Here is a 15,497-nt window from a genome sequence, read left to right on the forward strand (position 1 = left end):
AATACATGAAACATTCAAAAAACAAATTTTATTTATCTGCAATCACTGTCGTAGCACTGCTTTCGTGCAATGTAACGAAGCCTTATCAACAGCCCGGTTTGAATTTGCCGCAGCAATATAAAGACATTGCATACAGTGACACGGCAAGTATTGCCAACATTTCGTGGGAAGATTTTTTCACGGATGCTACGCTGAAATCTTTGATTAAAAAAGGCATCGATTATAATTTCGATTTGCAGGTTGCTGTAAACAGAATTGAAATTGCAAGACAACAATTGTTGCAGGCGAAAAATTTGCAATTGCCGACATTGAGCGGAACTGTGAGCGGACAATACAATCGTCCATCCGAAAACAGCTTGAACGGAAGCTTTGCAGACCTTACCGGCAGCAAGCATTATGAAGATTATATTGTTGGTTTAAACCTTAGTTGGGAAGCGGACATTTGGGGAAAATTGCGCAGCCAAAAGAAAGCGGCTTTGCTTCAATATTTACAAACTTATGAAGCGAAGAAAACCGTGCAAACACAGCTTATTGCGGACATTGCAGATGGTTATTACAATCTCCTGATGCTGGATGAACAATTACGTATTGCCAATGCGAGCCTTGCTTTAGCCGACAGCACTTTACAGCAAACACAATTGCTGAAAGATGCAGGCGAAACCAATGCTTTGTCGGTGGAACAAACGAAAGCGCAAAGAGAAACAACGGCATTATTAATTCCGCAATTACAAGAACAGATTTCGTTGCAGGAAAATGCGTTGAGTCAATTAACAGGACAATTGCCGCAAAGTATAGAAAGGCAAGCGCAATTGTCGGATATTCAATTGCCGCAACAGTTGAATGCAGGCGTTCCTGCGGCGGTGGTAAGCCATCGTCCTGACGTGCGCTCGGCAGAAATGAATATTGAAATTGCCAATCAAAAAGTAGGCATTGCGCAAGCAAATATGTACCCGAATTTAAACATTACTGCCAACGGCGGATTGGAATCTTTGAAAGCAAGTAACTGGTTTAATATTCCGAGTTCATTATTCGGAATTGTAAGTGGTTCATTGGTACAACCGATTTTCGGACAACGAACTTTGAAGACAAATTATGAAGTTGCCAAAACTGAAAGAGAACAAGCTGTCATCAAATTTCGTCAGTCGGTTGTTGGCGCTGTTACGGATGTTTCTAATTCGTTGGTGCAATTGAATAAGTTGAGCGAGCAGGAAAAAATTGCATCGTCGCAAGTAGCAACTTTAGCGCGCGCTACGGACAACGCATCTATGCTTTACAAAAGCGGAATGGCAAATTATCTTGAAGTGATTACCGCACAAAACAATTCGTTACAGGCGCAATTGAATTTGGCTTCAACACATTGTCAGCAATTGATTGCAGCTGTGAGTTTGTATAAAAGTTTAGGCGGTGGTTGGCAGTAAATTTCCTTTGTATATTTTGATAAATAAAAAAGCCTCATGCAATTTGTGTGAGGCTTTTTTTATTTCATTCTTCTGTATCTGCGTTTGTTGTTTCTATTTCCGTGTATGATGGCGGCAATATGAATCAGTTTTTTTCGAGGAAAATTCGTGGACTATCATGTATGGAAAGTCTTCAACTTTCACTTCTCTGAATCGCAGGTTGTATTTTTTGCTGTAACGTTCGGGTGTTTCGCTTATTTGATTTAATCGTTTTTCCGCGCATTGCATAAAGCGTTCGCCCAATCCTTTTTGTTTCAGTTCATACCAAAGATATGCTTCGGCATATTCTTCGTTAGCTTGCTGATTGAACAATAAAGGATAGCTCATTATCTGACAACGGGTTTAGCTTTTTCTCTCGCTGCCTGTTTCACTTCTTCCCAAGAATATGTTTTTGTTTTTCCGCTTGCGAATGCTTTGCTTCTGTGTTCCAATTCTTTTACAAAATCATCATCCCAATCATTTTCGGCAGTATTTATTTCGTCCTCAACCATTGCGTAAATGGCTTTTATTTTTTTATCGTCAGCCGTTTGCAGATAATCTGTCAAACGTTTTCTGATTGCTGTCGTTGTCATAGTTGTGTGTGTATCTTATTTGATACAAATTTAAACAAAAAAGCATCACACAATTTACGTGATGCTTTTCATGTATAAAAATCATTTTTATTGTCTTGCAAAATCGTAATACACATAAGCCGTTTGACCGTCAACGGTTACGGGCGATTCCAGCGTGAAGCCGTCTTGGGAAGTATTTACGATACTCAGTATATAACCTTCGGTTACTTTCTTCGCTTTTTGTCCGTTCAGTATTTTCAGTTGGAAAATCTTTTGTCCGTTTTGGTCGGTGCGAACAGACCATACAATGTTTCTCGTTCCTGCGTAGCAATCGCCGTTGTTTTGAATCGTATAAGTTCCCATACCATTGTGTGGCAATTTCCATGTGCTGCCGATAAAGCAATTCGGCGTTACGTCGTCAAATACGGTAGTTTCCAATTTTACTTTTGTGAGAATGGTTGCCGATGTATTGCCTGCATCATCAAAAGTTTCTTTGTGTGTTGAAGACGCTGTGTCCACTCCGGAAACGGATACATTGGTTACAACGTAATTTCCGTTCAACTGAACGCCGCCAACAATGTGCGATGTGGAAGAGCAGGCAGAAAAAAGAAATGCGCTTGATAATAAAACTGCGGCAGCAAAAAGTGTTTTTTTCATTTGTTATTATTTTAATTGTTGAGTACAAAATTATAGAACCAAAACGAATTGGTTTTATAAAGATAAATAAATTTCGTGCCACAATTGAGCGCAATTTGTTAATCGCCCGCAAACAGTCTATTTTTGCGCGAGTTGAAATCAAGCAGAATGAACATTGTAGCGCAAATAAAAAACATTACGGCAACAGCGATTAACGATTTATATCAATTCCCGATTGATGCAAAAGATATTTTAATCAACGCCACAAAGCCCGAATTTACAGGCGATTACACGGTGGTGCTTTTCAGTTTTGTGAAGCAGTTGAAGAAATCTCCCGAAGCATTGGGAAATGAATTGGGCAATTATCTTGTTGAGAAAAATAATGATTTGATAAAAGAATTTAATGTTATCAAAGGCTTTCTCAATCTTTCAATTTCAGATAGTTTTTGGATTGATTTTTTAAAAGAAAATTCGCTGAACAAAAGCTTCGGTCAGGCAATTTCTACCAACGAAAAAATTATGGTGGAGTATTCTTCGCCCAACACCAACAAGCCTTTGCATCTTGGTCATTTAAGAAATAATTTTCTCGGTTACAGCATTGCAGAAATTCTCAAAGCGAATGGTAACGAAGTTATTAGTTCCTGCGTTGTGAACGATAGAGGAATCCATATTTGCAAAAGCATGATTGCCTGGCAAATGTTTGCGAATGGTGCAACGCCTCAGTCGACCAATACAAAAGGCGATCATTTTGTAGGCGATTATTATGTGAAGTTTAACGATGAATATAAGCAACAAATTAAAGAATTAGTTGCGCAAGGAAAGGGTGAAGACGAAGCCGAAAAAGAAGCGCCGATTATGCGCGCTGCACAGCAAATGTTATTCGATTGGGAAGCCGGAAAGCCCGATGTGATTGAGTTGTGGAAGAAAATGAATGGTTGGGTTTATGAAGGTTTTGACGAAACATACAAACTGATTGGAACTAAGTTTGATAAAGTTTATTACGAAAGCAATACGTATTTGCTGGGCAAAGATTTGGTAGAAGATGGCTTGCGCAAAAATGTTTTTTATCAAAAAGAAGACGGCAGCGTTTGGATTGATTTGACCAACGACGGCTTGGATGAAAAACTCGTTCGCCGTAAAGATGGAACTTCTGTGTACATCACGCAAGACATTGGTTTGGCGGAACAAAAGCAAAAAGAATTTGGCATCAGCCAAAGTATTTATGTAGTGGGAGATGAGCAGAATTATCATTTCAAAGTGTTGAAATTAATTTGCCAGAAATTGGGCTTGCCTTCGGCAGATGGAATTGAACATTTAAGTTACGGAATGGTGGAATTGCCTTCGGGAAAAATGAAAAGCCGCGAAGGAACTGTGGTTGATGCAGATGATATTGTACAAGAGATGATGAACATTGCGCAGCAAAAAACCGAAGAGCTTGGCAAAGTCAAAGATTTTTCGGAAGATGAATTGCTGAAACTCTATCATACATTGGGTTTGGGCGCGTTGAAATTTTTCTTGTTGCGTGTGCATCCGAAAAAGAAAATGATTTTTAATCCCGAAGAAAGCATCGATTTTCACGGTTTTACGGGACCGTTTGTGCAATACACTTATGCGCGTATTCAAAGCATTTTGCGCAAAGTGTCGGGAGAAAAATTATTGGAACAGAGTATCCAATCAACCGATTTATTACCGCAGGAAAAAGATGTAATTACACATTTGGAACAATTTCCGGTAACCATTAACGAATCAGCGACAGAGCAAGACCCGTCGAAGCTCGCGATTTATGTTTTCAATCTTGCAAAAACATTCAATCAGTTTTATACAGACCTTTCCATTGCAAATGCTGAAAGCCTTGAGAAGAAAATTTTGCGTGTACAATTGGCACAGCTTGCAGGCAATACCATTAAAAAAGCGATGAGTTTATTGGGTATTGATGTGCCTGAAAGAATGTAGAATGATAGCCACAGATGCACAGATGAAATTGTGTGTAGAAAGCTATTCTGTTTTAAAAAGATATTGAAAAAGCCACAGGCACATTATAAATTTATCTGTGCATCTGTAGCTATTTTCTTACGAAATTCGTTGCTTGGAACGAGCTGACAAATCAAACGGTACAATCACTTTAAAGCTGATATTTCTTCCCATGTTGAAAATGCCCGGCTGCACGCCGTCAGGGACATTCGCATTGTCGAAATATTTTAAACGGCTCATGTTCGATTGATAATTTTTGTTTGCCAAATTTGTTCCTTCGATATACAATTCCAGAATTTTATCGCCGTGTTTATTTACAATATTTCCGCCGATTCCAGCGCTCAATAAATTATATCCTGCAGTATAAGTTTCCGTTCCGTAAGCCGCGAAAAATCTGTCCTGCGCGTTGTAATGGTCAAAGCCGACAAACGCATAAGTGTTCTTGAAAATGCCGAAACCTTTGGCAAACATTCCGCGCAATTCGCTGTGCGTATGCAACGGTGGAATGAATGGAAGGTATTTTAAACTGTCGGGAACTGTGCCGCCGTTGCCTGAATTTTTTCCGTAAGTTAATGTCAGGTTATTTTCAAAATGCAGCCACGAAATGGGATGAATATCCAGGTCAAAATCGCCGCCGTAAATTCTTGCTTTGGTTTGCACATACGTAAATTTACTGTATTGCCCGTTTGGATTGGAAGTGCCGTCTTCATCCACTCTTTCGGCGTTTCCGTTGGCATCAAGAATCTGTTGCTGGAAAATATAATTGCTCAGATTATTGTTATACAATTCAATATTTGCGGAAACATTCGGCAACGTAAGCGCAATGCCTAAATCTTCCTGCACATTAAATTCGGGCTTAAAATTTGAGTTGCCTACATGATAAATTTGCGAACCCGGGTCAGGACCGTTTGCTGAAAGTTCTGCAATGTTCGGTGCGCGGAAACCGCGGGCTACATTGGCTTTTATTAAAAATGCGTTGGAAAAATTATACGTTGCGCCAACGCTTCCGGTAACGCCGTTGAACGATTTGTTTAGCGCAGCAAACTGTTGCGCAACGTTCTCTGTTGTTGCAGGATTTGAACCTTTATACAAAGTCGGAAATTCGCCCGAAGTATCGATGTACGCTGCTTTTCCGTTGAATGAACGATGGTCGTAACGAACACCTGCGGAAACATCTAATTTGTCATACGTTTTTTTCATAACGGCGAAAGAACCGATGTCAAACTGATGATAAGCAGGAATGGGGAAATCTGTACTATAACCAAGTGAATTATTCTGATACATTCCGTTTACACCGAACGTGGTTTCATAACCTTTGCCTAAATCAAAATCATATTTTACGTCGTAAGTCAATGTGGTTAATTCCAAATTCAAGCCCGGAATATCGGCGTTTTCAGGATGCGTAAATTCTCTGCGATGGCTATATTGATAACCGAGATTGAACAATAAATTTCCATTGCCTAAATGAATATTGCTGTTGTCATAAATGCGATATAACTGCACGTGCTGATGCAAAGTTGGAATCGCATAAGAATTTAAAACGGAGTTTGGAACCACCGGGCGGAAAGTATCGGCTTCATTAATTTGATACGTAAATTTTCGCGTAGCGGAATCGCGGCTGCCATCGGGAATATCTTGCAAATCGTCGAACAAAGAGGCGTTTAAATAAGAATATCCCCATGATTTATTCAAGCCAATCATAGCGCGCGCATCTTTCTCTTTAAAGCCTGTTGCATACACGCGACCGTCATGTTGGTTTTGATAATTTTTCGCTTCTTTGGCGGAAATAATTGTTCCCCAAACCAATCCGTGATGATTGCCTTGCAAACGAAATGAACCGTTGATTAATCCATTGTTCGTTCCATAATTTGCCGTAAGCGAACCAAGAATTTTTCCATCGGCAACAGGCGCGGGCGTAATCATATTTACAACACCGCCAATCGCGTCCGAACCGAAACTCAGGCTTGCAGGACCTTTAATAATTTCCACTCTGTCAATCGAATTTTGGTCAATTTCCACGCCGTGTTCATCGCCCCATTGTTGCCCTTCCTGTCGTATTCCGTCTTCAGAAGTTACTACTCTGTTATAGCCCAAACCATGAATAAAAGGTTTGGAAATATTCGGTCCCGTTGTAACTGCGCTGATACCCGGAAGATTGGCAATCACATCAATCGCATTGCCAGATGCCGCTTTCTCGTTGATATACGATTTGCTCACGGCAACCATCGGTACAGGGTCGCGTTTAATTTCCGTTGCCTTGCTTACACCTGTGATTACAACATCTGCATTTTCCAATGCCGATTCTTTTAGTTGTATATCTAAATAATTAATTTTTGAAAAATCTATCTTCTGAAGAAAAGTTGCATAGCCTTCATAACTCACTTGTAACAAATAAATGCCTTTAGGAATATTATTGATAGTAAATTTTCCCGAAGAATCGCTAACCGCGCCGATGTGCAAGTCGGGAATTGTGATGGTTGCACGAGGCAAAGGTTGCTTTGTTGTTTCGTCCGTAACCGTTCCGCTGAATGAAGAAATAATGTCGTTTGTATTTTTAGAAAACGCTGAAATGCTGATGAATAGCAGCGTTGCACAGAGAAACAATTTGAACTTCATAAAATATTTATCGGTTTTACGGATGATTGATTTTGCACAAATGAAGCAGCAAAAGTACATACCGACTGCAACAATGTTGCATTGATTCATCATAAATTTCTTGTAATTCAAAAGCTGTCGTTGCTGATAAGGTAATTTTAATTTTTTGAACGATAGAAAAGAACCCGAAGGGTTCAATGTTAATAGAAAATATGTTGAGTAGTTATATTCGGGAATCTGCTATAAACATATAATCCTGTCGGGATTAGGATGTGAATTTAAAAAGTTTAGATAATCGCGATAATAGTCTGCGCTCTCTTAAAATTTCAATTTTTAAATTGTGCAACATTGTTTCATTTGTTTTAAAATACTATATTTGCAACGTTGTTTCAAAATAAACTATTCAAATGATACAGAAAAAATTGCCTGTTACGGTATTGAGCGGATTTCTTGGCGCAGGAAAAACAACTTTGCTTAATCATATTTTGCATAATAAAGAAGGTCTAAAAGTTGCTGTGATTGTGAACGACATGAGCGAAGTAAATGTAGATGCCAAGCTTGTGGAAGACCAAAACACACTTTCACGCACAGAAGAAAAGCTGGTGGAAATGAGCAACGGTTGCATTTGCTGCACGCTGCGTGAAGACCTGATGATTGAAGTGGAAAAGCTGGCGAAAGAAGGACGTTTTGATTATTTGTTGATTGAAAGTACCGGCATCAGCGAGCCGGTTCCGGTGGCACAAACTTTCTCGTATGTGGATGAAGAAAACGGCATTGACCTTTCCAAATTCAGCTATATCGATACGATGGTTACGGTGGTGGATTGTTTTAACTTTTTCAAGGATTTCGCTACGAATGAATTCCTGCAAGACCGCAATCTTACCGATATGGAAGGCGATTACAGAACGATTGTGAATTTGCTGACCGACCAAATTGAATTTGCCAACGTGATTATTTTAAACAAAACCGATTTGGTGGATGAAAAAACTGTCGGGTTACTAAAAGCAGCTATTCACAAATTAAATCCGGGAGCGAAAATTATTACTTCACAATTTGGCAAAGTAGCGCCCAATGAAATTTTAAATACAGGGCTTTTCGATTTTGACGAAGCGCAAACTTCGGCTGGCTGGCAAAAAGAATTACAGACGGAAAACCACACCCCCGAAACGGAAGAATACGGCATTGCTTCTTTTGTGTTTCGCAATCCGCGACCATTTCATCCCGCAAGATTTTGGCAATATCTGGATGAAAAATATCCGCAAAATATCATCCGCGCCAAAGGTTTGTTCTGGCTGGCTTCTCGCCCCGATGACGCTTTGAATTTTTCACAAGCCGGCGGTTCTTCGCGCGTGGAAAGAGCGGGCGTTTGGTGGTGCAGTATGCCTTACAGCGAACGTACCAGATACGCATCATTTGTATATCATCAAAAATACATCGAATCGAGATGGAGCAAAAAATGGGGCGACAGGATGAATGAAATTGTCTTTATCGGGCAGGATATGGACAAGGAAAAAATTACTCGTGATTTGGAAAAATGTTTGTTGCAGGAAGATGAAGAATATTTGTTTGAAAAGAAAGTAAAATTGAATGACCCGTTTCCCGAAAATATCTGAAAAAAATGAACAAAAATTTCGACGTAATCATCATTGGCGGTAGTTATGCAGGGCTTTCCGCAGCAATGGCTTTGGGGCGTTCGCTGCGGAAAGTCCTGATTATTGACAGCGGAAAACCTTGCAACCGGCAAACGCCGCATTCGCACAACTTCATTACGCAGGACGGAGAAAAACCAAACCTGATTGCAGAAAAAGCCAAAGCGCAGGTTTTGAAATATGACACGGTAATGTTTTTAAACGACCTTGCCGTTAGCGGAAAGAAAATCGATTTCGGTTTTGAAATTACTACACAATCAGGCGAAACATACAAAGCAAAAAAACTCGTTTTTGCCACAGGTGTTAAAGATAAAATGCCCGGTATCAAAGGCTTTGCAGAATGTTGGGGAATTTCGGTTATTCATTGTCCATATTGCCACGGTTATGAAGCAAAACAGGAAAAAACAGGCATCCTTGCCAATGGCGATTTTGCATTTCATTATGCCCAACTCATTCATAACTTGACAAAAGATTTGACCATTTTTACCAACGGAAAATCAACTTTGGCACAAGTGCAAACCGAGAAAATTATCCGACACGATATTCCCATTATTGAAGAAGAAATAGCTGAAATCAAGCACGAAAATGGTTATTTGAAACAAATCGTCTTCAAAGACCATACAACTTTTGAACTCAAAGCAATTTATTCGCGACCGGACTTTGAACAATATTGTAAAATTCCCGAAATGCTGGGCTGCGAGCTTAATGAACAAGGTTACATCAAAGTAGATATGTTCCAAAAAACGACCGTAGAAAATGTGTTTGCCTGTGGAGACAATACCAGCCCGATGCGTTCCGTAGCCAATGCTGTAGCCGCAGGAAATTTTGCAGGAGCGATGATAAATAATATAATGACGGAAGAAGAGTTTTCGTAAAAAATGAATCATTCTTATCAATTTATCCAATGACCAATGATAATGATAAAGCCTGTTCTTTTGCGAACAGGCTTTATCATTATCAAAGAAAAATACAGAAGACGGATTAATTTGTTGTCTGCACGTGCATATGGAATAGTGTCGCAAAATCCGTTGCGCCGTATGGCTGGTTCACATCCACTACATTATCCGGGTTTGTTGAAGAAAAGTCGGCATCATACCAAGGATAATTATGCGAAAATTTATCCTGTATGCCATGTCTTAAATCCACTACCATATCAAAGCTTTCTCCCGCTTTTAAGACATGGAAATAGCCGTTTAATCCTATCATCTGATTAGGATATTTAGTGCCTTTATCTCCATAGAAATAACTCAATCCGCCATGGTCTTCAAGACCGGTAAGATTTACGTATCCGTCGATTTTGTCTCCGTCGTCATTTGTCTGGGTTACCGGGGTTACACTGCCGGATGCTACCGGCACAAAGAAGAATTGGTGGATGGCAGCACCGTCTTCATCGCTGGATTCGTCGGTGTATTCATCGTTGCTTATTTGCCCGTCTTCATCACGGAAATTGATTTGGAACTGGTAATCATGGTCTGCTGAAAAGGTTAGTGTGGGCGTTTCTGCTTTAGATGTATCTGTACCATTGATGGTATAATACTGTCCAAGCGCATCTACATAGTACGTTTGTGAAGCCCCGTCTGCAGTAAAAGCGGGAAGAGCGCTCGTAGTATCTGTTAAGTGTCCGGGTGTTACGACTAATTCCGTAGAAGAATAAAATTCCTGCGGCGCTATTTTCTGTCCTTCATCAGAAGGTGTTTTTGAGCACGAGCTGAACAGTAAGACGCCTGAAAGCATTGCTGTCGTTGAGAATAAGAGATTTTTCTTTTTCATTGTTTTTGCATTTTAGATGATGAGTAATACTTGTTTTTATTATATTATTTTGATTTAAAACCTGAAAACTGCGTGTAGCTGAACGTTTCTACCGATTTCATCAGTATAATATCGCCAGCTGTCCAGATAGTCGCGATACGCGATATTGAACAGATTATCTACGGAAAGGTCAACGGTCAGAGATTTACTGCCATCGCCCAGTAAAAATTTAGTACCTGCAGATAGTCCCCACAAACCATACGTGCCGGGTGGCGGTGCATAATCGCTGTTGGGTTCATAGCGGCTTTGTCTGGTAACATACATATAATTGACCTGTATAAAATTGTCCGTAATTTTTTTTGACGAAGGGATATTCCATTGTAGGCTATTGGTATATCTGTCAGCAGGTATATTGGGAAGATAAGCATCTTTTGTAAGATCGTAAGCCCTTACCAGCGACGCCTTTAATTCGTACTGGAATAATTTGCCACCGTTGCCAAAGCTGTACCTGCCGTCAAAATCCAGTCCTTTGAAAAAAGCATTCGTCTGTACATACCGGAAAACAGGATAATAGCCCGTAACCGTTTTTGTAAAGGAATCGGTTGGATTTAGATAGATATAATTTTGTATATATTGTAAATAAATATTAGCGGCAAAAGAAAACCTGTCTCCTGCTTTTGTAAGGGTCGTAATCCATTTATAACCGTGCTCACTACTCAATGTGCTGTCGCCATATTCAAATTTGTTGGCTCCTTGATTCAGACCAAAGGCATATAATTCTTCCGGGTTGGGTGTGCGCCAAGCCAGTCCGATATTGGAGCGGATATTCCAGATGTTGTTTATTTTCCACAAGGCGCCTGTAATAAAAGAAAAACTGCCAAACTTCCTGTCTCCGCCATATTCATGGTAAGCTCCTCGTAGTGAAGGAATTCCATCGTAGTAAGGCACCTGTTCAGTAGGTATTACATTGCCTAAGCTGTCGTAATATTGGTATAAGAAACGCTTGGAAGCCGCGTTGAACTTCTGGTAATCGAATCTTGCTCCGGCTTCTAATTCTATCTTGTCGTTTAAGTCAAGGCGTTCGATGCCGAAAACACCGACTGAGTTGGCGCTGTAATTTGGAATAAATGGATTGGATAAAGTAATGGTGTCGTTGTAATTGCTTTGCGCACGTAAGTTTATGCCTGTAGTAGTATGCCATTTTTCCGAAAAAGTTTTTTGCCACGTGCCTTCCAGCGTGTTGGTATGGAGTATCCAGTCATTGATGGGAAGAGTGCTTCTGTCTCCGCGACGGCGGTCAAACTCACGCCGGTGGTCGGTTTGAAGGTTGTAGTTTACTTCAAATCGGCTGCCATCATCGGTATTATAATAAACACTGCCTTTCAACAATTGGTGTATTACGGCTTGGTACGGTGCGCTGTAATTGTAAGAAAAATTTCCTTTTGCGTATTGGCTGCCTCTTGAATGTATCATTCTAATCAAGTCGTCGATGCTGCCAATATCCGAACCGATGAATATGCCAAGGCTTGTTTGGAAACGGCTGTAAAAAACCTGACCACCGAAATGTTTTCCCTGATAGCCTATTGTACCGGAGAAACTCTTTTGCTCGGTGCCGCTGTTTTCTAAAAAATAATTTTTTGTTTGATAGTTTCCCAACTTTGAATAGGAACCCTGAAGTCGCCAAGCCAGTTGCGGTATGCCTTTAAAGCTGCTGTTCAGCATGGCAGAGCCTGAGCCGCCGCGACCGTTGGAAACGCCATTAATATTTACTTCTCCATGCAACGTAGGGTCGTTGTAAGGCAATGGCGCCGGGTTAAGCAATATAACGCCGCCCAATGCTTCCGCGCCATAGCGCACGGCGTCTGCGCCTTTTACAACAGTAATGTCGCTGGCGATATTCGGGTCCACTTCCGGCGCGTGTTCTGCGCCCCATTGTTGTCCTTCCTGACGAACGCCATTGTTGATGACCAGTACGCGGTTACCATAAAGTCCATCTACTACAGGTTTGGCAATTGTGTTGCCAGTTTGCAGCATATTCACGCCGGGAATGGTCTGTAACAAATGAGCAAGGCTCTCGCCGCGCGTTTTGTCCAAATCGCTTTGAGTCAAAGTGGTAGCAGGTGCAATGGCGTTTACGCCGTTGGTAATAATGTATCCGTTAACGGTTACTTCCTGCAACTTGCCGTCATCAGGTGTGAGGAAAACGGTATCTGTTTCAACAGAATTTTTTGGATAAAAATGCGCATCGAGCTTGTCGTATCCGACGTGAGAAAAAACCGCGTGAAAATTTTTCAGAGAATTTCTTTGTATAATGATTTTCCCGCTGTCGTTTGTTGTAAACCCTTCGCCATTAATGCGCACCGTAGTTCCGGACAACAACTGACCGGCCACTTTGTCTTTGATATAAAGCGAAAGTTTGTAACTTTTATTTTGCGCTTTTGCCACAGTAAACGTAAACAAATTGATGAGAAGAATTGACAGCGTTGTTGCTCTTATCATTACGACTTGAATAATAATTTAATAAATGCAATAATGTTGCATTTTGCAAATATAGATACAAATTGCAACGGTGTAACAAAAAATTCTTAAAGTTTTCTTGTAATTTTTAGGGATACATTAAATTTTTTAGAAACTTTTTGCCGTGTAGGGTTGCCCCTTTATAGAAAATTTGAAATATAAATGCGTGCGGTTCGCCACCTTTTCTCAGGCACAAAAGAGAATTCCAATTTTATTTTAGCGTTGTGGTTAAGCTAATTCTAATTCAAAGATGTCTTTGAAATGGCGTTTTATTTTTTCTTTTACTTCTTCCATCGGAACTGTTTTGCCTAATTCTTTCTGAATGGAAGTAACCTGCTTGTTTTGGATGCCGCAGGGAATGATGAAGTTGAAATAATCTAAATTGGTGTTCACATTGAGTGCGAAGCCGTGCATTGTAATCCATCGGCTGCATCGAATGCCCAACGCGCATATTTTGCGTTCGTAACCTTTGCGGTCGGGTTCAATCCACACGCCGGTTTCGCCTTTGCTGCGCTCGCCTTTAATGCCGTATTCCGCAATGGTGCGAATGAAGACTTCTTCCAGACTGCGCAAGTACCAACTCAAATCTGTCTTGAATTGTTCCAAATCAAAAATAGGATAACCAACAATTTGTCCCGGACCGTGATAGGTAATATCGCCGCCGCGATTGCTGCGAAAATATTCGATGCCTTTTTTTGCCAATTGTTCTTCATTCAGTAACACATTTTCTTCATGTCCGCTTTTGCCTAAAGTATAAACGTGATTGTGTTCTACAAAGAACAGTTCGTTGGTAATTTCGTCGGCTTTGCCTTCGCGTTTTAAAGCGGATTTCTGTAACAATTTTTCTTCCTGAAAATCCCACGCGGCTTTGTATGGCATTTTGCCCAAATCTTTGAAAAGTACACGATTCATAAGGCAAAGATAATTCTATTTAAACCGATATTCTGTTAATCGTTGTTCGCCGAATTTGATGATGATATTTTGTTCCGTTGCCCATTTCAAATCGCGGCTTGCCGTAGGCGCGGAAATGTGCTTAAATGCTTGCAGATAATCTTTTCTTACGAATTTATTTTTGCCGATTTTTTCTTTGAATAATTGTATTCTGTCTTCTGCATAAAGGGTTTTGTTTTGCGATTGAAGAAGTTCGTCCAATGCTTCCGAAATAATGTCCAACATAAATTCGATGAACGGCGTAGAATTGCCTTTGCTGTCTGCTTCGGAAAGCTTTGCATAATATGTTTTCTGGCGTTGCTTAATCAAATGCTCAACAGGCAAAAATTCAAACACAGGATATTGTTGCATTAAAATTAATGTTTGCCACAATCTGCCCATTCTGCCGTTGCCGTCAATAAACGGATGAATAAATTCAAACTCATAATGAAACACGCAGCTTTTGATGAGCAATAGTTCTTTGCTGTTTTTCAGGTAAGCAAATAAATCTTTCATTAAGCCGCGAACCATTGTTCCGTTTGGAGCAAGGTGTTTAACCTGCGAACCTTTTACAATACCTACATTCTTCGTTCTTAATTTGCCTGCATTGTCAATCAGTCCGTTCATCAGAATTGCGTGCGCTCTTTCTAAATCTTTCAGTTGATATGGATTGAATTTTTGCAATTGAGCATAAACCTTTATGGCGTTTTTTACTTCGATAATATCTTTCTTTGGCGCAATCACGCGCTTGTTTTCCAATAATGCAGTAATTTGTTCTTCCGTCAAAGTATTTCCCTCAATTTCCAATGAAGATTGAATGGTTTTTATGCGGTTCTTTTTGCGCAGTTCTGTTGCGGGCTTATACAAATGGGAAATGTTGACAGCGCCTATTTTTTCCGAAACAGCGACAACAGAATGCAATATTTTATCGGTAATGGTGTATGGCGGTTTCATTTTATGATAATATCATTTGATACTATCAAAGTTAATAATTTATAAAAAAAATGGAAAAATTATTTGTGTTTTCGTTGGTTATGTCTTTTGCTGTCGCTGTTCAGTGTTCAGGATGTTAGTGCAGCGCATCCTGAACCGTAGATATGCAGGATTTGGAAATCCTGTTTTATCTGTCGTTCGACTTGCCCTGCGGAACAAGTCGAACAGCGTGAGTTATGTGGTATAGAAAGACAAGAAGGAATTTACAAAAGATATGAAGGCAATCTATACCGCACCCAACAAGGAGGCAGCTCTTGCAGCCCTTAGTGATTTTGAACAGAAATGGAAAAGCAAATATGCCTATGCTATAAAATCCTGGCGGGATAATTGGGACGAACTGAGTACATGACCACTAATATTTCTAGGACCTACATACAATATCAATCCTAAACCACCTGCAAAAATAGCTATAATTACAATAAATGTTAAAATTGGATTCAATCGTTTTG

12 protein-coding genes and 1 pseudogene are annotated in these 15,497 nt (G+C 40.1%); 5 read left to right on the plus strand and 8 right to left on the minus strand.

Features of this window, described 5'->3' with window-relative positions; all coding sequences use genetic code 11:
• Positions 1 to 5: 5 nt before the first annotated feature.
• A complete protein-coding gene (locus A9P82_RS13910) occupies positions 6 to 1,418 on the plus strand; it encodes an efflux transporter outer membrane subunit (RefSeq protein WP_066208818.1) in 1,413 nt (470 codons plus the stop codon).
• Positions 1,419 to 1,511: 93 nt separating this feature from the next.
• Here the strand turns inward: A9P82_RS13910 and A9P82_RS13915 are convergent, their stop codons facing one another.
• The 3 genes from A9P82_RS13915 to A9P82_RS13925 all read right to left on the minus strand — a co-directional run bounded on the left by A9P82_RS13915 (position 1,512) and on the right by A9P82_RS13925 (position 2,665).
• Positions 1,512 to 1,784, minus strand: coding sequence for a type II toxin-antitoxin system RelE/ParE family toxin (locus tag A9P82_RS13915; RefSeq protein ID WP_066208820.1), 273 nt, complete (start codon positions 1,782 to 1,784; stop codon positions 1,512 to 1,514).
• Entirely contained in the window at positions 1,784 to 2,029 is a 246-nt protein-coding gene (locus tag A9P82_RS13920) for an addiction module protein (RefSeq protein ID WP_066208823.1), read from the minus strand. The genes A9P82_RS13915 and A9P82_RS13920 overlap by 1 nt, the downstream gene beginning before the upstream one ends.
• Before the next feature lie 87 nt (positions 2,030 to 2,116).
• Positions 2,117 to 2,665, minus strand: coding sequence for a hypothetical protein (locus A9P82_RS13925; protein ID WP_066208825.1), 549 nt, complete (start codon positions 2,663 to 2,665; stop codon positions 2,117 to 2,119).
• Positions 2,666 to 2,812: 147 nt separating this feature from the next.
• Between A9P82_RS13925 and argS the strand changes: the two genes are divergently transcribed.
• Entirely contained in the window at positions 2,813 to 4,597 is a 1,785-nt protein-coding gene (argS, locus tag A9P82_RS13930; protein ID WP_066208827.1) for an arginine--tRNA ligase, read from the plus strand.
• Between the two features lie 117 nt (positions 4,598 to 4,714).
• On the opposite strand, the gene A9P82_RS13935 is transcribed toward argS, so the two are convergent.
• The gene (locus tag A9P82_RS13935; protein WP_066209959.1) at positions 4,715 to 7,231 is read right to left on the minus strand and encodes a TonB-dependent receptor; all 2,517 of its coding nucleotides are present in this window, start codon (positions 7,229 to 7,231) and stop codon (positions 4,715 to 4,717) included.
• A 386-nt stretch (positions 7,232 to 7,617) separates the two neighbouring features.
• On the opposite strand from A9P82_RS13935, the gene A9P82_RS13940 reads away from it, so the two are divergent.
• Positions 7,618 to 8,823 carry a GTP-binding protein gene (locus A9P82_RS13940; protein WP_066208829.1) on the plus strand — a complete coding sequence of 402 codons (1,206 nt, stop codon included), beginning with the start codon at positions 7,618 to 7,620 and terminating at the stop codon, positions 8,821 to 8,823.
• A 5-nt stretch (positions 8,824 to 8,828) separates the two neighbouring features.
• A complete protein-coding gene (locus A9P82_RS13945) occupies positions 8,829 to 9,734 on the plus strand; it encodes an NAD(P)/FAD-dependent oxidoreductase (RefSeq protein WP_066208832.1) in 906 nt (301 codons plus the stop codon).
• 106 nt (positions 9,735 to 9,840) lie between these two features.
• Here A9P82_RS13945 and A9P82_RS13950 read toward each other — a convergent pair whose 3' ends face one another.
• The 4 genes from A9P82_RS13950 to A9P82_RS13965 all read right to left on the minus strand — a co-directional run bounded on the left by A9P82_RS13950 (position 9,841) and on the right by A9P82_RS13965 (position 15,009).
• Positions 9,841 to 10,629: a hypothetical protein gene (locus A9P82_RS13950; protein ID WP_156522705.1), complete on the minus strand. Its 789-nt coding sequence runs from the start codon at positions 10,627 to 10,629 to the stop codon at positions 9,841 to 9,843.
• A 54-nt stretch (positions 10,630 to 10,683) separates the two neighbouring features.
• A complete protein-coding gene (locus tag A9P82_RS13955) occupies positions 10,684 to 13,107 on the minus strand; it encodes a TonB-dependent receptor (RefSeq protein ID WP_066208836.1) in 2,424 nt (807 codons plus the stop codon).
• Between the two features lie 246 nt (positions 13,108 to 13,353).
• The gene (gene lipB / locus A9P82_RS13960; protein ID WP_066208837.1) at positions 13,354 to 14,037 is read right to left on the minus strand and encodes a lipoyl(octanoyl) transferase LipB; all 684 of its coding nucleotides are present in this window, start codon (positions 14,035 to 14,037) and stop codon (positions 13,354 to 13,356) included.
• Between the two features lie 15 nt (positions 14,038 to 14,052).
• The gene (locus A9P82_RS13965; protein WP_066208839.1) at positions 14,053 to 15,009 is read right to left on the minus strand and encodes a Fic family protein; all 957 of its coding nucleotides are present in this window, start codon (positions 15,007 to 15,009) and stop codon (positions 14,053 to 14,055) included.
• A 238-nt stretch (positions 15,010 to 15,247) separates the two neighbouring features.
• Between A9P82_RS13965 and A9P82_RS15310 the strand changes: the two are divergent.
• Positions 15,248 to 15,397 (plus strand): annotated as a pseudogene (locus A9P82_RS15310) (transposase); the annotation flags it as partial.
• Positions 15,398 to 15,497 lie beyond the last annotated feature (100 nt).

Origin of the sequence: Arachidicoccus sp. BS20, from assembly GCF_001659705.1 — a bacterium.
Classification (GTDB): Bacteria; Bacteroidota; Bacteroidia; order Chitinophagales; family Chitinophagaceae; genus Arachidicoccus.